Consider the following 18,270-nt stretch of genomic DNA (forward strand, 5'->3'; position numbering starts at 1 on the left):
GCGGCAAGAACTGCGATTATGCGACGTTTCATAGACGAGCACTACCACACAGCTTACTAACCAGCGCATGTCCACTTCGGGCTCTTAACAGTCTTTCGCTGCGGAGCTTCGCGCACAATTCTAATTAACGGCAACATTGGGCTCAATGCGGTCGTTCGCTGCGCAGTGCATCAGTGGCCGCTGTGCGGACATTGCAGTCATTGACCTAAAGTTACATGATCACCACCTGACGGGATCAAGTGGAGACACCATGGCAGACGAGAGAGTGAGCCACTGGGAGGAGGTCTACCGCGAGAAAGACGATACCCAGCTGAGTTGGCATCAGGATGATCCCTCGATCTCATTGGAGCTCTGCGACGTGGTCGGCGTCGATAATGCCTCCTCTGTGATAGACATAGGCGGAGGCACTTCACACTTCGCAGAACGCCTGATCGAAAGAGGACTGAGCGACGTTTCTGTGCTCGATGTATCCAAAGCTGCGCTTGATCGATCTCGTGGACAACTTGGCGCCGTAGGCGAGCAGATTGAATGGATCGCAGCCGATGTCACAACCTGGAGCCCGGAGAGAAGCTATGATCTATGGCACGATCGCGCAGTATTTCATTTCCTTGTCGATGCGGACGACCGTTCCGCCTACCGGGACCAGTTGTACCGCTGCCTTCTCCCAGGTAGCCATGCGATTATCGCAACGTTTGCGCTCGACGGTCCGAAGAAGTGCAGCGGTTTGCCGATCGTTCGCTATGATCCAGAGGGGCTATGTGAGGTATTAGGCGATCGTATTTCCCTGGTCACGCATCGGAAGCACACACACCATACTCCTTGGGGAAGCTCTCAGTCCTTCCAATTCAGCTTGTTACGCGTGGGCCAGTAGCGCTGCTGTTGCGCTTCGGCACGACTGTGACATCCAATGGCCTTGCTCATGCCTTCGCTGCAACTTTACTCATCCGGCGGCCGTCTTGCGGACGAAGTCGCCCTTCGGTTTCTTTCCAAGCCTGCGCATGATAATCTTTGATAATTGCACTTTGCTCGGAGGAGGATGACCTCTGAAACGCAGGCTGACCGCCATACTAGCAGCCGATCTGGTTGGGTATTCCCGCCTTATGAACTCGGATCAAAGCGGAACTCTCAGCGCGTTGCGAGAGCTTCGATCTGGGCTTTTTGACCCTTCTGTAGTCGCGCATCGCGGCAATTTAGTGAAATGCATGGGGGATGGTTGGATAGTCGAGTTTCCATCAGTCTCTGACGCTGTGACCTGTGCTGTCGCCATTCAGAACTCTTTGGCCAGCGAGAATACACTGAAGTTGAGAATTGGGATACACACAGGTGAAGTCGTTTTCGAGGAGGATGATGTGTTTGGTAACGGCGTTAACGTCGCCGCTCGTTTGGAAGCGCTTGCCGAAGCCGGGCAGGTTCTCATCTCCGGCTCCGCCTATGAATGCCTGGACAGCAAAACGGCTTGCGCCTTCCAAGGCGGAGAAAACCGTGAGCTTAAGAACATTGATCGACCGGTGCCAGTCTGGTGGTGGGGGGACGCCGAGTCTGTAGATCCGCTTTATGATTCTGAACCGCCCGGGTCCCCTGACGGAACTGCGATCGCCGTATTACCATTTGACAACATTTCAGGCGACCCTGAACAGGAATATTTTTCGGACGGGTTGTCCGAAGACATAATTACGGCTCTGTCGAAACACCACTGGCTCGAGGTCGTCGCGCGCAACACGACCTTTGCCTACAAGGGAAAATCCCCGAATGTTCGGCAGCTCGCCGATGACTTGGACGCCGACTACGTTGTCGAAGGCTCAGTCAGGAAAGCGGGCGCGCGCATTCGAGTCACGGTTCAGCTGATTGACGCATCGACTGGCAACCACGTGTGGGCGGAAAAATATGACCGTCAGTTGGAAGACATCTTCGATGTTCAGGACGAGATCACGGAAAAAATTGTTGGCAGGCTGGAGCCCGAGGTCGGAAATGCGATCCGGCGCAAGTTAGAAGATACGCCGCGCCGAAACCCCCATGCCTGGGACTGCTATCATCTTGGGCTTGCGCACTTTTACAAGTTTACTGCCGTAAGCAACCGTGAAGCTCAGAGGTTGTTTCTCCAAAGCCGCGAACTGGACCCCAGTTTTCCCGAGGCACATGCCTGGTGGGCCTATGCCACGATTCTCGGGATGGTGTATTGGGACACGGAACCGGATTCTGCCCTTATGGACGAAGCGCTGGCTGCCGCACGCACCGCCGTTTCAATGGATAACCAGAATGCGCTGCTCTACATGCTGATGGGCAGAGTCCAACTGGCCCGCCGGGAATACCGCAGCGCGCTGGCTGAGAATGAAACTGCAATCAAATTGAACCCGACGCTGGCTCCAGCATATTGCGGATTGGGAGACTCACTTTCTTATGAGGGACGATACGAAGAGGCGATTGCCAATTTCGAAAAAGCCGTGGAGATGAGCCCTAACCATCCACAGCTTTGGGCCTTTCTGAGCTATGGCGCGCTGACTCTGCTTTTCGATCACCAGTTCGAGAAAGCTCTGGACTGGGCAGAGCGGGCTCGCGATGTGCCAAATTGCCAATACTGGGCCACCGCGCATGCAGTCGTGGCGCTTGCCAATCTCGGGCGGGACAAAGATCTGGCCAAGATGGTACATAACCTAATGGTGGAAGAGCCGAAATTCTCGCGGTCATTCGCAAAAAATAAGCTGTTCTATCTGAAGCGGGAGGATCAAATGGAACTTTACCTTGCAGGGCTTGCAAAGGCAGGTATCCCCGCCTGATTTTTCCTGTGATCGGCCCTTGCTTTGCCGCTTGTCTTGAATGCTTGCGTCAGGTCAAGCCGAATGACCGCAAAGGATTCGGAGCGGGACTTAAACTCCCGCAGAAATTGCTTGTCCGGTGACGTGTTGAAGATCGCTCTGCGGTGGCCTTTATCCAGCCTGTGAATACACCAATGTTTCCTCAGGCAATCGTGATCAGCCACCCGCCCCAGGCAATCAAAACCAAACCCAATCCTCGGCTCAGAAACCGCCCGAATGGCAACGTCTTTTCCGCCAACACTACGATTGTAAGTACGGCAACCCACGGCAGGTTCATGACGCCCAACACAAACAACAGCACCATCAGCATCCAGCAGCAGCCAAGACAGTAGGCCCCGTGGTGAAGCCCCATCTTCGCGGCACCCAGGGTTCCCTCGTGCCAATGAGCCGTCAGAAAACTCATGGGCGAGCGGCAATGCTCTAGGCAAGCGTTCTTGAGTGGCGTCCATTGAAACAAACCGGCAAGTATCAACATCACGCCGCCCACAGTCGGCGCAACCCTCCCCATCATGGATGAAAGCGCGCCACCCGTGTGCAGCCACCAATTCAATACCGTCGCCGCCAGCGAGAATACCAGCCAAACCAACAGATACCCCGCCACGAAGCTGCCCGTTGGCACGAAGGGTCGCCCTGCCTCCTCCCGCTTCGCGCGGACCCGCTCGTAGATCATTACGGCGGGTGTAACTGAAGGCAGCATCATCGCGAACATCATTACCGCCCACATGACAAGCATGAAGACAAAATCCGCGACGGACCACTGCATCATCATCGGCATGGCCATGTCGCCAACCATCGTCATCGAGGACGAACCAAGCCCGAGGTAAATTATATAGGCCCACGTCAGCGCCGTGAGCGCGGCTAGCGCTGCCAGCACCAGCGCCCGATCTCGTCGTGCAACTCCTACAGCATTCATTATGACGGCCTGACGATCCGGCCCGGCCTCAGCCGGCCCAAGCGACTTGTCCGACCACACCCGACCGGCCCGTCCAGGTCACGGGCATATCCGCGTCGTTCCAGGTGGTTCCTTCACTGGGGGCCAGATCACCTTCATGCCCTTCATGCCCGAAGGCCAGGCTGAACGCGGCGTTCTGCAGTTTCATCTTGTTGCCGAGGTCATTGACCAGGCGACGGGATTTCATCTCGCCCACATCGGCCACGCTTGCAGTTACTTCGCCATCGGCCTCGGTCACGCTGATCTCGGCGCGTTTGGTCGGAAGCCAGGTCGACAACAGGCTTGCCGGCACCTCCATGCCGCCGCCGGACGCACCCTGCAAGATAGTCTCCAATGCCGCCGCCTGCGCATCGCTGGCGTTTTCGTCAATGTACACTCGCCCGGTGCCGTTGGCGTCGAATAGTGTCGGCCCGGGGAAATGCAATGAGACAATCGCGTTTTGGCCAGAAAGGTCCACGCCTTCATGAGAGCCCTCGCGAATGCGTATCAACAGCGACGTCGCGCAATACCCTTGGTCCAAGAGCATAAGGTCAGCTTGTCCGAACCAGCATGGGCAAAGCATGTTGCAATTGCAGGTTTCGACGAGCTCCCCTGAAACATTCCAAGACATGATTTCTCCTCCCATCCCACATTTTCCACGGATTCATTTTAGCAGAAAGGCTGCTTTTCACCAATCAACCAGAAGGTTAACCATGTCTCCTCAGGGCACAGAGCTGCCTATCCCTACAGCTTACATGATTAGCTGGTTGGCAGCCCAAGCCGGTCCTTCGCAACAAAGCCGCCATTCGTCACCAAGCGAGCCATACCGAAATATCATTGGGTTCGAAGCCTAATTTATTTGATCACGTGGGCTTTATCAGTGTTTCCAGATATTCTCGAGTGTCGGCGTCCCATGAGCTGGGGTCCTCTCCATGGGCGACCACCGCGTGCAGTTCCATGAGCTTCCAGACTTCGTCCTTGGTCGCTGCAACCACTTTGCCTGGGCAGGCCTCCATGCCCTCGCAATCCTTGCAGGCATATGAATAAACAGTGTTCATCGCTTTCTCCTCCGTTCGCTCGAAAAGTTGGTTAGAACTCAGGAAACGTCGGCAGCCCGTCGTCGAGTTTTATCCATGGCTGCTGATGTGACACGAAGACGTGGGCCTTGGGTTGCGCAATCGATGGGTCGTCCAACGTTACAGCAGAAAACCAAGCGTCAGCACTCCAGTCTTGGCCCTCAACTTCATTTAGTGCGGCATAGGTCAGCGTCGTTCCGCAGTCCCGACAAAACCCGCGGCGAATACCCGGAGTTTTCTCAATGTGTTGGATTTCGCCTTTGATAACGGCGAAGTCTTCCGCTGCTACTTTAGCCCAAGTTACAAAGGCGCCGCCAAGGGCCATTTGGCATGAACGACAATGGCAATGTCCCGACCAGACAGGTGGTGTCGCGATCTGGTATCGAACAGCACCACAGTAACATCCACCTTGAAGTTTTTTCATCGTATCAAGCTCTCATAACGTGCGGCTAGGTTTACATCGATAGTGAGGCATCTGCTCTAATATCTCATGATTTTAGAACAGGTTTCACTGTGAATAATGTCAAGAATGCCGATATCATGCGACTCAAATAGTCTAACAAAGCTTTAGAAAAACTACAGTATGGATTGGTTGCACCTTCCCCCGATGAACGCTTTGCGCGCTTTCTCAGCAGTTGCGGAAGCAGGGAGTTACACCGTGGCGGCTGAACGCTTGAACGTTACCCAAGCGGCTGTCAGCCAGCAGGTGAAATCGTTGGAAAGACATTTGGGTGTAGCTCTCGTTGCCAGACGTGGGCGCAGCATCGAATTGACAGAGCCAGGCATGATTCTTGCGCGTGAACTGGGTATCGGCTTTGAAATTATCGGAAGGGGTGTCGAACGACTGACAGAACACACAGCGCAGCGCCCAGTTCAATTGACCATGTCACCCGCATTCGCGGTGGAGTGGCTATTGCCGAGAATGGCAGAGTTTCAACGTGAACATCCAGAGATCACTTTGATGCTGAACCCAACTTCGGAACTGGTTCAGATAAGACCAGGTGGTATCGATGTCGCCATTCGGTATCACGACAGACGCATGCCGAGAAAAGAAGAGGATACTGTCCTTGTTTCCGACATGGTCGTGATCGGGGCACCTTCACTGGTGGGAGGCCAAGATCTACGTGACCCGGCCTCTTTAACGAAGCTGCCCTGGTTGCAGGAACTGGGCACCAACGAGGCGGCTGACTGGTTCACCTATCACGGGGTTATTCCTGCCGAACCATTGACCATAAATCACATGCCGGGGAACCTGATCATGACTGCGGTTCGCCGGGGTGACGGTATCACGTATACCGCCAGAGCTTTTTTCGAGGACGATCTATCATCTGGTCGGATGATTGAATTGTTCTCTGAGCCTCTCTTCGGCGTCTATTACATCCAGACGCAGGCAGAATTTCAGCGCCCCGAGGCTAAGGTTTTCGTCAATTGGCTAAAATCTCAGTCGCAAGTCGTATCGGCGAACACGTCCGAAAACTGATCCAGTTGCAGTTGGAAACTTTCGAACCAAGCTAGGCTCGAGGTTGTCGCGCACCTCATTTGTTCGAAGTGGAAATCAAGTGATCAACTACATACTCCGCGTCCTCGCCCACGCCATAAAACAGGCCAGACCCTTGTGTGTGCATCCAATGCAGCCCGCAGAAGTACAGGCCTGCTATATCCGTAATACCTCGCTCATATTGCGGATAGCCAGTCTCATCGAAGACCGGCAAGTCGATCCATCCAAAATCGCGGTGAAACCCAGTTGCGTATATGACGGTCGAAACATTCGCCGCATCCAAGTCGAAGAACGGTGGTTCAGGTTTGGGCTGCCAGTTGATCGGGTCAACAATTTCCTTGGGATCATCGAGTCCATTCTCTGCAACAAACGTGTCGATGCTCTCCATTTCCGCGAGACACACATCGTCCACTGCCTTGAGTGTTTCTTCAAGTCCGCCCGCCAAAATCAGACACCCGTCTTGAACACCCTCAACCTTGCTGGCTAGTTTGACCCCGTCGAGCGCCATCTGGCGCAGATCAATTATACGACCACCCTCTCGCCCAGAGAGATGTGGATGGGCTTTGAACCGGATAGCTGTCCCTTTGGGATGGTCCTTTACCGCCATGTTCATGTACCCAGTCGCCAAGTCCCATTCAAAAATGTCGCGACCCCTATAGCGACGTGGGATGCGGCCAGCACTGCCCACTGCGAGATGTACGTCGCGCCCGGATAAGTGCAGGTCCTCAGCGACCTGACACCCTGACTGACCACTTCCAATAATGAATACCGCACCATCCGGTAGGCTCGCTGAGTTGCGATAGTCACACGTATGTATGCCAGTAACCCTTTCGGGCAGATCGTAATGCCAACTTGGTATATTCGGGTGTTGATGCGTGCCTACGGTGACGATCAAGTTCTGCGCTCTGATTTCGCCATCTGATGTGGTTAGTTTGAACCTACCCGGTCCTGCACTTGCCTCGATTCTAGCCACCTCGACGCCCCCTCGATAGGGCGGACCAAAACTGCTCGCATAGTCTTCGATGTACTTGACGATCTCATCGCGGAGCATGAAACCATCGGGATCATCCCCATCGTAATGGAAACCGGGAAGTCTGCAGAGTTTGTTAGGAGAGACCAGGCAGAACGAGTCCCAACGGTTACGCCATGTATCGCCAATCTGCCCGCGGTCCAAAACAACGTGATCATGACCAGCCTGCTTTAAGTGCCAGCTAACGGAAAGACCAGCTTGACCTCCGCCCACAACCACAGTGTCAATCAGGGTGTACATAGCAGCAAACCTTTCTATGAAACTCTATCGGCGACAGCTAGTTGCTTCAACGTATCAATGTCCGCTCAGGGCTCTATCCGGACCTTCGCTGCGCAGTGCATCAGTGACCGTTATGCGGACATTTCTGCCATTCGCGAAAAAGCCTAGTGAATTTGCCGCTTAAAAGATTACGTTTAGGCCGGAGAGTAACTCCAGCGACAAGTCTGACTTGTTTTCAAAAAACTACTCGCGCAACATCTGCGAATGTCCGGAACCAATTGGGAGGTTGGCATGGCAGAGTTACGCGAAATTGGTAAGACAGGGATACGGGTTCCTCGCATCGGGTTTGGATCTACCGGGTTGGGAAGTATCCCGGAAATCTATGGGTATGAAGTTGAGGAAGACCGCGCGATAGATACAATTCGGGCAATTCTTTCGCAGCCAAATGCGTTCCTGGACACATCGCGTTGCTATGCCATGGGGCGAAGTGAGGAGCGCATAGGAAAAGTCATTCGCGAGCTTGGTGGGTGGCCGGACGGCCGGGTGCTTTCCACCAAAATCGACCGGGACATGGAAATCGGTGCTTTCGATGCTTCTCAGGCACGTAGATCATTCGAGGAAAGTCTTACGGCACTTGGCGTCGAAAGCGTTGATATACTCCACGTCCATGATGTCGAATATGCAAATCACCTATCTGAAGTCAAAGGACGGGGTGGCGCAATTGAAGAGTTGTTCCGTATCAAGGAGGAAGGTCTGGCAAAGGCGGTCGGCGTCGCGGCGGGACGTATCGATTTAATGATGCCAATTTTGGAGGGTTGGGATTTTGACGTGGTCCTGACACACAACAGGCATACGCTGGTAAACGATAACGCGGAACCTCTAATAGAACTCGCAAAATCACGAGGCGTTTCGATTTTGAACGCAGCACCGTATTCCGGAGGTGCATTGGCCCGAGGCAGCGCAATCCACCGCTTCTATGTTTATCGACCAGCAGATGATGAAGTACTTGCCCCAATACGTGCTGTTGAAGAGATTTGCGGGCGCTACGATGTCCCGGTTGGAGCAGTGGCACTGCAATACTCGATGAAAGATGACGACATAACTTCAACTGTTTGCGGAGTGACATGGCCTCAGCACGTTCAACAGACGATGGAATGGGCAGAGTGGTCCATCCCTGAAGGCGTTTGGCAGGACCTCGCTGAGCTAGGGAAATCTTCGAGCGACCCAGAAGCTTAGAGGTGATTTTCGGATAGGATACTGTTCTGCCAATTGACTGCTTTTGGGCTCGGTGCAGTCATCTGACAAAAATCGTCGGATGTCTGAGGCGAGATGGTAAGCGGACATTCATTGACGTGAACTCTCTCCAACACCGTGCCGTTCAAAGACAAGTGTCAGACTTTTCTCCTACGCCCGATCTGACGATATCCATCTCATCTGAGGCATAGGGCTTTAGCAGTTCAAAGGCCTCCGCGGCGCTGCCACCCAACCAGGCCTCATAATCACTAGGACGGAGTATGACTGGCATTCTCTGCGGATGTATTGGACGCACAATGTCATTCGCTGAGGTGGTTATCACTGTGTATGCTGGAACCTCTTCTCGCCCTTCTTTGCCATCGTATCGCGATACTTGCCACATCCCGGCAAACGCAAATGGTGGGCGAGCCCCGGAGCCCTTGAGCGCGAACCAGTGGTATGTGGCTGGATTGCGCCCTTGCGCCTCGCAGAACGAACTTGCAGGTACGAGACAACGGCGCTCTTCGAAGCTGTTCTTCCACAGCCCGCTCTTCAGGACCTTGTCGTCCCGCGCATTGTTCCAGGCATGAGGTTGCAGGATGGCGCCAGTCTTTTTTGATTTCTTGGTCGTTCGAAACCCCCAGGACAGAGACACGAGTTCACGCGCCCCGTCTTCGTCTTTCCTGACGATGGGCGCCATGTGCTTTGGGTAGATTGCTGGAAGCGGTTCCGCGTTTCCGAGCCTGTCTTTTTCTACAGCGACGTCGAATAGCTGCCGCATCGCATCTGCCGGGGTCGTATTCGAATAGAGGTTACACATTAATCTGCCTCACTTACCTCAGCCTCTCGGATAAATAGATGGCGAACAACAGTTCAGCCCACGATGACGAAAGCCACGGCTACGCTAATCCTGAATGCATTTGTACAGCTTCCCTAGGAAATTTGAGAGAGACATAATTGCGGCCTTGCCTGGTGCGTCTATAGAGTGCGCAAATGATCGCAATTTGGCATCCATTATGCTATACAAAAGATATACATATCTCTTGGTGTCTTCACCTTCTGAGAACAGAGGAGTCCACTGTGCCAACACCTCTCTTCAAGCCCGGTCATTCTGGTAATCCCGGTGGACGACCTAAACTGGATCCCGAGACAAGAAAGTTGATCCAGTCGAACGGCGAGATCGCTGTGAAACGCATGAACGATCTGTTGTCGATGGACGAACTCTTCAATCGCCGGGATGAGAATGGTGAATTTGTATCAGGAAAACTTTCGGGGAAAGAACAAATTGCCTTGCTGGCCTTAGCTCAGGACCGAGCATTCGGACGCGCTGATGGCGTTAGCATCACCCATACCCACAGCGGAACAGTCGGCATGAGCGTCAATCCAACACAGCGTCTCAAAGATATCAGCGATCGTCTTCCAGAGAGATTGGCGCAGCAGAAAAGGATCGAGTCAAAACTGGATGACGACGAATAGTCTCCAACCATCACGTAGCTACTGCCGGGTTTAGAGGTTTGGGTTTGTGCCTACAGGCCATGCGCCCGCACACGTAAGCCGCCTCGAGTTGACGACCCTATATTGTATTTGATATCGAAGGCGCCCTTTTCCAAAAAATTAGGAGGACCTGCATATGTGGGTAGCATTCTCGACGCCCGAGGGTTCGGGCTTTTTCTCTGCCGTTGCAAAGGATGAGGACGGCAAGACCAGCGGGCCGAACATCGGTTCTCGCGTCTGTCTGCGGTTCCGCCGCGCTCAGGACGCCGAACTTCTGCGCGATTATGGTATGGACGGCGAGGTGATCGAAACACCGAGCGGCGACTATCGTTTCCGTGCGTTCATTCCACGCAACCACCTCGTGACCGTGCTGATGAACTTGGGCAATCACATGTCCTACCCCAATTTCAAGAGCAGCATTCCCGAGGATGACAAACTACTAGCAAACGCCTGCCACGAGGCATGGGCAGTGTTCGGCGACTTACAGGAGGGCGGGCCATACGGTGCATGACAGTGATTGCACCGCCCAGACAATCGCTATATGAGACGCGTCGTGGCTTTATTGTCGCCAAAAGCCACAAAACAGTGACGAGTGACGCCGAAACGTCCAGAAAAATTACTGTTTTCAGAACCTTAAATGGCGATACCCGCAACCGGGCGTTCAGTGGGCGCCAAACCGACGAGGAGAGCCAACATGGCCCTGGATTCGAAATCCGTCTCTCTCACCTTCCCCGATGGCAATGCACGTTCCTATGACGCAGGCGTAACACCCGCGCAGGTGGCCGCCGATATCTCGACCTCGCTGGCCAAAAAGGCAATCTCGGCCACGGTCGACGGCAAGCATTGGGACTTGCAATGGCCCATTGACGCCGACGCCCAAATCGCCATCCACACCATGAAGGACGAAGACCAGGCCAATGAGCTGATCCGCCACGATCTGGCGCATGTCATGGCCCGGGCGGTGCAGGAAATCTGGCCCGCGACCAAAGTCACCATCGGCCCCGTCATCGAAAACGGCTGGTACTATGACTTTGACCGTGAAGAGCCGTTCACGCCCGAAGATCTCGGCCTCATCGAGAAAAAGATGAAAGAGATCATCAACAAGCGCGACCCCGTCACAACCGAGGTCTGGGACCGCGACCGCGCGATCGAATTCTACAAGGCCAATAACGAGCCCTATAAGGTCGAGCTGATCGAATCCATTCCGGGCGATGAGCCACTGCGCATGTATTGGCACGGCCACTGGCAGGACCTGTGCCGCGGCCCGCACCTGCAGCACACCGGCCAACTGCCCGGCGATGCGTTCAAACTGATGAGCATCGCGGGCGCCTATTGGCGCGGCGACAGCGACCGCGCGATGTTGCAGCGGATCTATGGCGTGGCTTTCACCGGCAAGGAAAAGCTGAAAGCCCACCTACACATGCTGGAAGAGGCCGCCAAACGCGACCACCGCAAGCTGGGCCGCGAGATGAACCTTTTCCACATGCAGGAAGAGGCCCCCGGCCAGATCTTCTGGCATCCGAACGGATGGAAAATCTACACCACCCTTCAGGACTATATGCGCCGGATGCAGGAGCGCGACGGCTATGTTGAGGTGAACACCCCGCAGGTTGTCGACCGCAAGCTGTGGGAGGCTTCTGGCCACTGGGACAAATACCAGGAAAACATGTTCATCGTCGAGGTTGACGAAGATCACGCCCGCGAAAAGGCGATCAACGCCCTGAAACCGATGAACTGCCCCTGTCACGTTCAGGTGTTCAATCAGGGTCTGAAATCCTATCGCGACCTACCCCTACGCATGGCCGAGTTCGGGTCTTGCGCACGTTATGAACCCTCGGGCGCGCTGCACGGGATCATGCGGGTGCGCGGCTTTACGCAGGATGACGGCCATATCTTCTGTGCCGAGGATCAGATCGAATCCGAGACCGCAAAGTTCATCGCCTTCCTCTCAAAGGTCTATGCCGATCTGGGTTTCCATGATTGGACCATCAAACTGTCCACCCGTCCCGAAAAGCGGATCGGGTCGGATGAAAGCTGGGATCTGGTGGAAAAAGCCCTTGGTGATGCCTGCAAGGCGGCCGGGTATGACTATGAGATCCTCGAAGGCGAAGGCGCGTTTTACGGACCCAAACTGGAATTCACCCTGACCGACGCGATCGGGCGGACGTGGCAATGCGGCACGCTGCAGGTTGACCCCAACCTTCCCGAGCGTCTGGATGCCAGCTTTATCGGCGCAGATGGCGCAAAACATCGCCCCTTCATGCTGCACCGAGCAACACTGGGATCGTTCGAGCGTTTCATCGGCATTCTGATCGAAGAGCACGCAGGCAAACTGCCCTTCTGGCTCGCCCCGCGTCAGGTGGTTGTCGCCTCGATCACCTCTGAGGCGGATGACTACGTCAATGAAGTGGTCGAAACCCTGCGCGCCGCTGGTGTCCGGGCCGAGGCCGACATTCGCAACGAGAAAATCAACTACAAGGTTCGCGAGCATTCAGTCGGCAAAGTGCCTGTCATTCTGGCCGTCGGACACCGTGAAGTTGAGGAACGCACCGTCAGCGTTCGCCGTCTGGGTGAGAAACAAACGCAGGTTCAATCACTTGAGGCTGTAACAATTGAACTTTCCAAGTCGGCAACTCCGCCCGATCTGCTGTAACATTCGGTGAAAATTCACCGCTGATCCGGCCCCGAGATAGGGGCCGGGTTGAAATATTTTCCTTTTTAGATTTCAAAAACAATGTGTTACGCTGCAATAGGGCATGACAGTGCCTGACGGGGTTGTGAGACACGGGCTCGTGAATTCAACTCTGCCCCGCAAGCTACTACCTTTGTTAGTGTCAAACACGGACATACGCAGTCATCAAAAGGATTACCGAGATGTCGAACACCGCTAAATCCCTGGTTATCGCAACCGCAGTCGCAGCCGCCGTATCCGGTGCCGCCACCACCGCAACCGCCCAAGCCAAAGAAAAGTGCTATGGCGTTTCGCTGGCAGGTGAAAACGATTGCGCAGCCGGCCCCGGCACCACCTGCGCCGGTACTTCGACCGTTGATTATCAGGGTAACGCATGGACGCTGGTCGACGCAGGCACCTGCGCCGATATCGAGCTACCCCAAACCGCAGACGGTTCGGACCGCAAAGGCTCGCTCGAGCCGCTGGACCGCGACCTGCCGGCATAAGCCCGCGCACAGGAAAACCGAAGGGGCGGGCCTTGTCGCCCGCCTCTTTGTCGCGAACCGGAGACTATTGTAATGCTGGACAACGCTATTCGATCAAACAGACTGCCCGCAGCGCCGGGTGTCGGATACAAACCCCAGCATTTTCAACAGATTCTGGATCACGCGCATCCGGTGGCATGGCTGGAAATCCATGCCGAGAATTACATGGGCGATGGCGGACGCCCGCTGGCGCAGCTGCGCCACCTGTCGGAACAGTTTCCTGTTTCTGTGCACGGTGTCGGCCTGTCCATTGGCGGCGAAGGCCCATTGGACCCCGATCATCTGGCCCGTCTGAAACATCTGGTCGGCTGGCTGAACCCGGCTAGTTTCTCCGAGCATCTGGCGTGGTCAACCCATGACAGTCACTTCCTGAACGACCTGTTGCCTCTGCCCTATACTGACGTAACACTTGCCCGGATTTGCGAACACATCGATCAGGTGCAAGAGGTTGTCGGGCGGCAGATGCTACTGGAAAACCCTTCCAGCTATCTGGCGTTTGAGGAAAGTACGTGGTCCGAGCCTGACTTCCTGCGCGAAATCTCGCGCCGCACTGGCTGCGGCCTTTTGCTAGACGTGAACAACGTTTTTGTCTCGGCCACCAACCTGGACTTTTCACCACAGGGCTACATTGACGCCTATCCACTGGAAAAAGTTGGCGAAATTCATCTAGGCGGCCACGACGAAGACGAGGACGACCACGGTCGCCCCCTGCTGATCGACAGCCACGGGCGCGAGGTCGTGGACCCCGTCTGGGCCTTGCTGGACTACGTGCTGGAAAGATCGGGTCCGAAACCAGTCCTGATCGAATGGGATACAGATGTTCCCGACTGGCCTGTTCTTCGAGCCGAGGCTGACCGGGCACAAGCGGCATTGGACCGCATCCCGGCATGAGCGTGTCTCAATCCACCTTTCACACTGCCCTTTTGAACCCGTCTGAGGCGGTTCCAGAGGGGTTGGTGGATGCCAGCGCCCAACCGGCAGGCCGACGGTTCAGCGTTTATCGCAACAATGTTGCGGTGTCCCTGACCGAAGCAGTGCATCAGGCCTTCCCGGTAATCGCGAAGCTGTTAGGCGCTCAGAACATGGATGGTCTGTCGGGAATTTTCCTACGCCAGCATCCCCCGACGACGCCGATGATGATGTTCTACGGCGAAGCGTTCCCTGAATTTCTGGCGGGAATGGAGCAGCTTTCGCACCTGGGATATTTGCCCGACGTTGCCCGGTTGGAACTGGCCCTGCGTCGCTCCTACCACGCGGCGGACAGCACGCCTGCACCGGGTGATGCACTGGCCGTGGACCCAGAACAGGTCATGCGGGCCAAGCTGGAATTCGCACCATCAATGCAGGTGGTCCGCTCTGAGTGGCCAATATTCTCTTTGTGGCGGTTCAACACCATAGACGACGCCCCCAAACCCCAGCCCGGTGCTGAAGACGTGCTGGTTACCCGCCCCGAATTTGATCCCGCGCCGCATCTGCTGCCTGCAGGCGGCGCAGATTGGATATCTAAGATGCAGACTGGTCATACGATCGGTCAAGCATTCGAAAGCGTATCCGCTACCACCCCCGAGTTTGACCTTGGGGCCACTCTGGCGCCTCTGCTTCAAGGTGGCGCCATTACTTCTGTGACTATCGAAAGGCTGGCACAATGACTGCCCTGATCTCTCTTCACAACAATGTCCTGGGACGGCTGGACAGCTCGGCCAACTGGCTGACACCGACCCTGGCACGGCTTGTTTTTGTTGCTGTATTGCTTGTTTACTACTGGAATTCGGCCACTCTGAAGATTGACGGGTCGATCTTCTCGGCGTCAGCCGGTGCCTTTGGCCAGATCTTCCCCAAAGCGGCTGAAGCCGTTTTGTATGACGTCACCCAGATGACCTTCTTCCAGCGTATCGTGATCTTTTTAGGCACCGTGGCCGAGTTTGTTCTGCCGGCATTGCTGCTGGTCGGTCTACTCACCCGCGTCGCAGCCCTGGCCATGATCGGCTTCGTATGGGTTCAAACCATCGTTGATGTCGCCGGTCACGGTGTTAAACTGGGTGGGCTGTTCGACAATGCCATCACCTTGATGGACCAACGCGTCATGTGGACTTTCCTGTTCCTGGTCATCGTGATCAACGGTGCAGGCCCCATTTCAATAGACCGCATCTTGCGTCTAAAGTGATTTAGAAATGCGCCTTGGGCTCGTCCGGTTTACCTGCGGCCAGCCCAAGGGCCCCTGCCACCCCGGCAAATGCAACCGGGAACATGGTAAAGGCATTGAACCCAAACGCGTAATACATGCCGCCGGCTGAAATTAGCAACAATGCCCCGCCAATCAATGCCCTCGCCTTGGCCATAGCCCCTCCGGCAATCGCCAGCAAAGGTGCCAGGATCGACATAGCCTGGATAAGCTGCGCGTTGTCGACCTGCTCGGCAAGGCCGTCGATCTCTCCGAACCGGTCGATCAGTTCGACATATCCATAGCCGACAAAACCGACCAACATGCCGATTAGCCCGGCAATCACACCCAAAATCATCGCTGCGTTACGCATCTTTCGCCCTCTTGCTTGCGCCTTTGCAGATAAGCATCCGCTCAGTCGACGCCAAGAGCAGCCTTCGTCGCCGCCGTCCAACCAAGAAAAAACTGCCCGTCACGCTCGATCAAAGGACGTTTCATCAAGGTCGGATGATCGTGCAACAGCTCCAACGGTGCCCGCGCGCGCTCGTCTTCGCTTAGGCCCCGCCATGTCGTGGACCGGGTGTTGAGCAAAGCCTCGCCGAATTGTGTAAATGCCCGTGACAGCACTGTTTCGGGCACCCCATCCGCTCGCACGTCGACAAAATCAACACCTCCCAATGATTTCAGTGCCTTACGGCAGGTATCACAGTTCTTTAGTCCATATAGGCGCATTTTAGGGGGCTTCCTGTGCTTGTGTGAATTTTAGGCAAATTCGCCAAGGTGTTCCGGTAATTCTTGATTTTTTACTTCACCGTGCAATGTTGAAAAAGACGAAATACGCAATTCGGGCCGAAGCGTGTGAGCGCGGCGGTGATGAAAGGCGGTGGCGTCAATCACTTCCCCCACCAATTTGTGGGACAACGTGTAAGTAGAAGGAGACACGGGAAATGCCAACTGGCACCGTGAAATGGTTTAATACCACTAAAGGCTATGGGTTTATTGCCCCCGATGAAGGTGGCAAGGACGTATTTGTACATATCTCGGCTGTTGAACGGTCAGGTCTGACCGGGCTCGCAGACAATCAGAAAGTCTCATACGAATTGCAGGACGGACGCGACGGTCGCCAGATGGCCGCCGATTTGAAACCGTTGTAAGGCCCCCTCCCGACGGGAAGACAAAGCAGGGCAACGGCCAATTTCCGGCCGTTGACCAATTATGGTTCGACCAATGTTAACCGCGCGCCGGATCTGCGTCGGCGTGCGTGAACCAGTCTTGACCCATCGCAACGATGCAGGACGTGCCGGTCGAATAAGTGACAACCATCGTCCAATCACCTTTCTCGCTAGTCCAGACTTCCATGATCTGTTCGGGACTGCGCACCCCGGTGGCCGCGCGCTGCGAGCCGAACTGACGTTCAAGCTTGTCATGCAACCGGGACGTCGGCTCACACAGCACCTCAGCAATAGGGGATTTGGCCAAAGCCGGAGCGCCAAGCAACGACATCAAGCACACGTATCGGATACAGGAAGGAAAAGCCATGGAGCCAATGTAACAGCTTCATGACAGCACGTATAGACAAACGATATGCGCTTAATTTTCGCGAATGACCGCTTCGAACTCGCGCCATTCGCGGGCGGTCATGCCCGAAGTTTCTTGCGTCACGGCCTCTCCGGCCAGCATCCGCCGCAGGCTATCGACCATCTGCGCGGATAGATTCACCGCGCCGAGACGGTAATCTTCAAACGCCTTGTAAGCGAAAGGAACCCAGTCGGCGACGATTTTGCACATCGTGTCCGCATATACCCGGATTTCATATTGCGCGTGGGGGTCCGCTCGCAGCCGCAGGAAGTGGAACAGATTGTGCAGGTCCACCTTCCAGTACCATTGAGTGTAGATATTCGCCGGAAGGTTCATCCGCGCCAGTTCACGTGCCAGACCCTGCTGACCATCCTGACTGATCATCGCCTCGTAATTGTCATAGCACCGGGCACTGTCTGCCTTGAGCATCTCAAGAACGCGCGCGGCTTCTTCCCCCTGCAACGCGTCGCCCCGGCCCTGGTTGTTCACCTCGGACTGCGCCGCCACATGGTCGGGCGCGGGGATATAGAACTCGCGGTCCAGGATAGAATAGCGTGCCGAGTATTCGTTCACATTCGCCGTCCGATGCCGGATCCATTGCCGCGCCACAAAGACAGGCAGTTTCACATGCAGCTTGATCTCGCACATTTCAAAAGGGGTCGAGTGCCAGTGACGCATCAGGTAACGGATCAGGCCCTCATCATTCTGTACGGATTTGGTACCCTTGCCATAGGACACACGGGCAGCCTGACAAATCGCCGCGTCATCGCCCATATAGTCGATCACACGTACAAAACCGTGGTCCAGAACCTGATGCGCGGTGTACAGGTGATCCTCCATCCCCGGAGCAACAACACGACGCGTTTGATACGATTGCGCCCGTTGCGCTTCGATCTCGGTCAGTTGGTCAGAGGACAGCGGCATGAAATTTCCTTTCCAGCAAATGAGTCGCAGACCACTATATATCGGCAAAACCACGACAGGAACCGCGATATGTGCGCTAACTTGCGCAAACTCTAAA

Annotated in this window: 23 protein-coding genes; 12 read left to right on the plus strand and 11 right to left on the minus strand. The window is 55.2% G+C overall.

Features of this window, described 5'->3' with window-relative positions:
• Positions 1–250 precede the first annotated feature (250 nt).
• On the plus strand, positions 251–871 hold the full coding sequence (locus ABWV79_RS03210; protein ID WP_170558291.1) for a class I SAM-dependent methyltransferase: 621 nt from the start codon (positions 251–253) through the stop codon (positions 869–871).
• Between the two features lie 193 nt (positions 872–1,064).
• Positions 1,065–2,774: an adenylate/guanylate cyclase domain-containing protein gene (locus ABWV79_RS03215; protein WP_353390795.1), complete on the plus strand. Its 1,710-nt coding sequence runs from the start codon at positions 1,065–1,067 to the stop codon at positions 2,772–2,774.
• Between the two features lie 181 nt (positions 2,775–2,955).
• On the opposite strand, the gene ABWV79_RS03220 is transcribed toward ABWV79_RS03215, so the two are convergent.
• The 4 genes from ABWV79_RS03220 to ABWV79_RS03235 all read right to left on the minus strand — a co-directional run bounded on the left by ABWV79_RS03220 (position 2,956) and on the right by ABWV79_RS03235 (position 5,244).
• Positions 2,956–3,726 (minus strand): DUF2182 domain-containing protein, encoded by a 771-nt coding sequence (locus tag ABWV79_RS03220; protein ID WP_171126091.1) that lies wholly within the window; start codon positions 3,724–3,726, stop codon positions 2,956–2,958.
• A 28-nt stretch (positions 3,727–3,754) separates the two neighbouring features.
• Positions 3,755–4,390 carry a DUF1326 domain-containing protein gene (locus ABWV79_RS03225; RefSeq protein ID WP_353390386.1) on the minus strand — a complete coding sequence of 212 codons (636 nt, stop codon included), beginning with the start codon at positions 4,388–4,390 and terminating at the stop codon, positions 3,755–3,757.
• Between the two features lie 217 nt (positions 4,391–4,607).
• Complete coding sequence (locus tag ABWV79_RS03230) at positions 4,608–4,802, minus strand: DUF1059 domain-containing protein (RefSeq protein ID WP_170425569.1); 195 nt, start codon at positions 4,800–4,802, stop codon at positions 4,608–4,610.
• Between the two features lie 31 nt (positions 4,803–4,833).
• Positions 4,834–5,244 carry a GFA family protein gene (locus tag ABWV79_RS03235; protein ID WP_170425572.1) on the minus strand — a complete coding sequence of 137 codons (411 nt, stop codon included), beginning with the start codon at positions 5,242–5,244 and terminating at the stop codon, positions 4,834–4,836.
• Positions 5,245–5,427: 183 nt separating this feature from the next.
• Here ABWV79_RS03235 and ABWV79_RS03240 point away from each other — a divergent pair, with 183 nt between their 5' ends.
• On the plus strand, positions 5,428–6,300 hold the full coding sequence (locus tag ABWV79_RS03240; protein ID WP_170425575.1) for a LysR family transcriptional regulator: 873 nt from the start codon (positions 5,428–5,430) through the stop codon (positions 6,298–6,300).
• Positions 6,301–6,355: 55 nt separating this feature from the next.
• Here the strand turns inward: ABWV79_RS03240 and ABWV79_RS03245 are convergent, their stop codons facing one another.
• Positions 6,356–7,588 (minus strand): flavin-containing monooxygenase, encoded by a 1,233-nt coding sequence (locus ABWV79_RS03245; protein ID WP_353390387.1) that lies wholly within the window; start codon positions 7,586–7,588, stop codon positions 6,356–6,358.
• 270 nt (positions 7,589–7,858) lie between these two features.
• Here ABWV79_RS03245 and ABWV79_RS03250 point away from each other — a divergent pair, with 270 nt between their 5' ends.
• Positions 7,859–8,803: an aldo/keto reductase gene (locus ABWV79_RS03250; protein WP_353390388.1), complete on the plus strand. Its 945-nt coding sequence runs from the start codon at positions 7,859–7,861 to the stop codon at positions 8,801–8,803.
• Between the two features lie 142 nt (positions 8,804–8,945).
• Here ABWV79_RS03250 and ABWV79_RS03255 read toward each other — a convergent pair whose 3' ends face one another.
• Positions 8,946–9,620 (minus strand): SOS response-associated peptidase, encoded by a 675-nt coding sequence (locus ABWV79_RS03255; protein WP_353390389.1) that lies wholly within the window; start codon positions 9,618–9,620, stop codon positions 8,946–8,948.
• 260 nt (positions 9,621–9,880) lie between these two features.
• Here ABWV79_RS03255 and ABWV79_RS03260 point away from each other — a divergent pair, with 260 nt between their 5' ends.
• The 7 genes from ABWV79_RS03260 (at position 9,881) to ABWV79_RS03290 (ending at position 15,674) form a co-directional block, all read left to right on the plus strand.
• Complete coding sequence (locus ABWV79_RS03260) at positions 9,881–10,276, plus strand: hypothetical protein (RefSeq protein ID WP_353390390.1); 396 nt, start codon at positions 9,881–9,883, stop codon at positions 10,274–10,276.
• A gap of 154 nt (positions 10,277–10,430) precedes the next feature.
• Entirely contained in the window at positions 10,431–10,805 is a 375-nt protein-coding gene (locus ABWV79_RS03265; RefSeq protein ID WP_353390392.1) for a hypothetical protein, read from the plus strand.
• Between the two features lie 183 nt (positions 10,806–10,988).
• Positions 10,989–12,947 carry a threonine--tRNA ligase gene (thrS, locus tag ABWV79_RS03270; RefSeq protein WP_353390394.1) on the plus strand — a complete coding sequence of 653 codons (1,959 nt, stop codon included), beginning with the start codon at positions 10,989–10,991 and terminating at the stop codon, positions 12,945–12,947.
• A gap of 221 nt (positions 12,948–13,168) precedes the next feature.
• A complete protein-coding gene (locus ABWV79_RS03275) occupies positions 13,169–13,471 on the plus strand; it encodes a BufA1 family periplasmic bufferin-type metallophore (protein ID WP_170354607.1) in 303 nt (100 codons plus the stop codon).
• 72 nt (positions 13,472–13,543) lie between these two features.
• Entirely contained in the window at positions 13,544–14,401 is an 858-nt protein-coding gene (bufB, locus tag ABWV79_RS03280; RefSeq protein ID WP_353390395.1) for an MNIO family bufferin maturase, read from the plus strand.
• Positions 14,398–15,159 carry an HvfC/BufC family peptide modification chaperone gene (locus ABWV79_RS03285; protein WP_353390396.1) on the plus strand — a complete coding sequence of 254 codons (762 nt, stop codon included), beginning with the start codon at positions 14,398–14,400 and terminating at the stop codon, positions 15,157–15,159. The genes bufB and ABWV79_RS03285 overlap by 4 nt, the downstream gene beginning before the upstream one ends.
• Positions 15,156–15,674 carry a DoxX family protein gene (locus tag ABWV79_RS03290; RefSeq protein ID WP_170354610.1) on the plus strand — a complete coding sequence of 173 codons (519 nt, stop codon included), beginning with the start codon at positions 15,156–15,158 and terminating at the stop codon, positions 15,672–15,674. Before ABWV79_RS03285 ends, ABWV79_RS03290 begins: the two co-directional genes overlap by 4 nt.
• Before the next feature lies 1 nt (position 15,675).
• On the opposite strand, the gene ABWV79_RS03295 is transcribed toward ABWV79_RS03290, so the two are convergent.
• The 3 genes from ABWV79_RS03295 to ABWV79_RS03305 are packed head-to-tail and all read right to left on the minus strand — an operon-like array spanning position 15,676 to position 16,568.
• A complete protein-coding gene (locus tag ABWV79_RS03295) occupies positions 15,676–16,044 on the minus strand; it encodes a hypothetical protein (RefSeq protein ID WP_170752445.1) in 369 nt (122 codons plus the stop codon).
• A 41-nt stretch (positions 16,045–16,085) separates the two neighbouring features.
• Complete coding sequence (locus ABWV79_RS03300) at positions 16,086–16,403, minus strand: ArsC/Spx/MgsR family protein (RefSeq protein WP_353390397.1); 318 nt, start codon at positions 16,401–16,403, stop codon at positions 16,086–16,088.
• 30 nt (positions 16,404–16,433) lie between these two features.
• Positions 16,434–16,568, minus strand: coding sequence for a hypothetical protein (locus tag ABWV79_RS03305; protein WP_269149578.1), 135 nt, complete (start codon positions 16,566–16,568; stop codon positions 16,434–16,436).
• 50 nt (positions 16,569–16,618) lie between these two features.
• Here ABWV79_RS03305 and ABWV79_RS03310 point away from each other — a divergent pair, with 50 nt between their 5' ends.
• Positions 16,619–16,825: a cold-shock protein gene (locus ABWV79_RS03310; RefSeq protein ID WP_008758035.1), complete on the plus strand. Its 207-nt coding sequence runs from the start codon at positions 16,619–16,621 to the stop codon at positions 16,823–16,825.
• 76 nt (positions 16,826–16,901) lie between these two features.
• Here ABWV79_RS03310 and ABWV79_RS03315 read toward each other — a convergent pair whose 3' ends face one another.
• Both ABWV79_RS03315 and thyX read right to left on the minus strand, forming a co-directional pair.
• Positions 16,902–17,174: a hypothetical protein gene (locus tag ABWV79_RS03315; protein ID WP_353390398.1), complete on the minus strand. Its 273-nt coding sequence runs from the start codon at positions 17,172–17,174 to the stop codon at positions 16,902–16,904.
• An 87-nt stretch (positions 17,175–17,261) separates the two neighbouring features.
• Entirely contained in the window at positions 17,262–18,173 is a 912-nt protein-coding gene (gene thyX, locus ABWV79_RS03320) for an FAD-dependent thymidylate synthase (RefSeq protein WP_170752439.1), read from the minus strand.
• Between the last annotated feature and the right edge of the window lie 97 nt (positions 18,174–18,270).

This window comes from Ruegeria sp. HU-ET01832 (assembly GCF_040371315.1).
Taxonomy (GTDB): domain Bacteria; phylum Pseudomonadota; class Alphaproteobacteria; order Rhodobacterales; family Rhodobacteraceae; genus Ruegeria; species Ruegeria lacuscaerulensis_A.

What these genes read in the sequence shown, in the direction of transcription:
- ABWV79_RS03210 (WP_170558291.1), top strand. Translation starts at nt 251, where the DNA reads ATGGCAGACGAGAGAGTGAGCCACTGGGAGGAGGTCTACCGCGAGAAA.
- ABWV79_RS03220 (WP_171126091.1), bottom strand. Translation starts at nt 3,726, where the DNA reads ATGAATGCTGTAGGAGTTGCACGACGAGATCGGGCGCTGGTGCTGGCA.
- ABWV79_RS03225 (WP_353390386.1), bottom strand. Translation starts at nt 4,390, where the DNA reads ATGGGAGGAGAAATCATGTCTTGGAATGTTTCAGGGGAGCTCGTCGAA.
- ABWV79_RS03230 (WP_170425569.1), bottom strand. Translation starts at nt 4,802, where the DNA reads ATGAACACTGTTTATTCATATGCCTGCAAGGATTGCGAGGGCATGGAG.
- ABWV79_RS03235 (WP_170425572.1), bottom strand. Translation starts at nt 5,244, where the DNA reads ATGAAAAAACTTCAAGGTGGATGTTACTGTGGTGCTGTTCGATACCAG.
- ABWV79_RS03240 (WP_170425575.1), top strand. Translation starts at nt 5,428, where the DNA reads ATGAACGCTTTGCGCGCTTTCTCAGCAGTTGCGGAAGCAGGGAGTTAC.
- ABWV79_RS03245 (WP_353390387.1), bottom strand. Translation starts at nt 7,588, where the DNA reads ATGTACACCCTGATTGACACTGTGGTTGTGGGCGGAGGTCAAGCTGGT.
- ABWV79_RS03250 (WP_353390388.1), top strand. Translation starts at nt 7,859, where the DNA reads ATGGCAGAGTTACGCGAAATTGGTAAGACAGGGATACGGGTTCCTCGC.
- ABWV79_RS03255 (WP_353390389.1), bottom strand. Translation starts at nt 9,620, where the DNA reads ATGTGTAACCTCTATTCGAATACGACCCCGGCAGATGCGATGCGGCAG.
- ABWV79_RS03265 (WP_353390392.1), top strand. Translation starts at nt 10,431, where the DNA reads ATGTGGGTAGCATTCTCGACGCCCGAGGGTTCGGGCTTTTTCTCTGCC.
- thrS (WP_353390394.1), top strand. Translation starts at nt 10,989, where the DNA reads ATGGCCCTGGATTCGAAATCCGTCTCTCTCACCTTCCCCGATGGCAAT.
- ABWV79_RS03275 (WP_170354607.1), top strand. Translation starts at nt 13,169, where the DNA reads ATGTCGAACACCGCTAAATCCCTGGTTATCGCAACCGCAGTCGCAGCC.
- bufB (WP_353390395.1), top strand. Translation starts at nt 13,544, where the DNA reads ATGCTGGACAACGCTATTCGATCAAACAGACTGCCCGCAGCGCCGGGT.
- ABWV79_RS03285 (WP_353390396.1), top strand. Translation starts at nt 14,398, where the DNA reads ATGAGCGTGTCTCAATCCACCTTTCACACTGCCCTTTTGAACCCGTCT.
- ABWV79_RS03290 (WP_170354610.1), top strand. Translation starts at nt 15,156, where the DNA reads ATGACTGCCCTGATCTCTCTTCACAACAATGTCCTGGGACGGCTGGAC.
- ABWV79_RS03295 (WP_170752445.1), bottom strand. Translation starts at nt 16,044, where the DNA reads ATGCGTAACGCAGCGATGATTTTGGGTGTGATTGCCGGGCTAATCGGC.
- ABWV79_RS03300 (WP_353390397.1), bottom strand. Translation starts at nt 16,403, where the DNA reads ATGCGCCTATATGGACTAAAGAACTGTGATACCTGCCGTAAGGCACTG.
- ABWV79_RS03310 (WP_008758035.1), top strand. Translation starts at nt 16,619, where the DNA reads ATGCCAACTGGCACCGTGAAATGGTTTAATACCACTAAAGGCTATGGG.
- ABWV79_RS03315 (WP_353390398.1), bottom strand. Translation starts at nt 17,174, where the DNA reads ATGTCGTTGCTTGGCGCTCCGGCTTTGGCCAAATCCCCTATTGCTGAG.
- thyX (WP_170752439.1), bottom strand. Translation starts at nt 18,173, where the DNA reads ATGCCGCTGTCCTCTGACCAACTGACCGAGATCGAAGCGCAACGGGCG.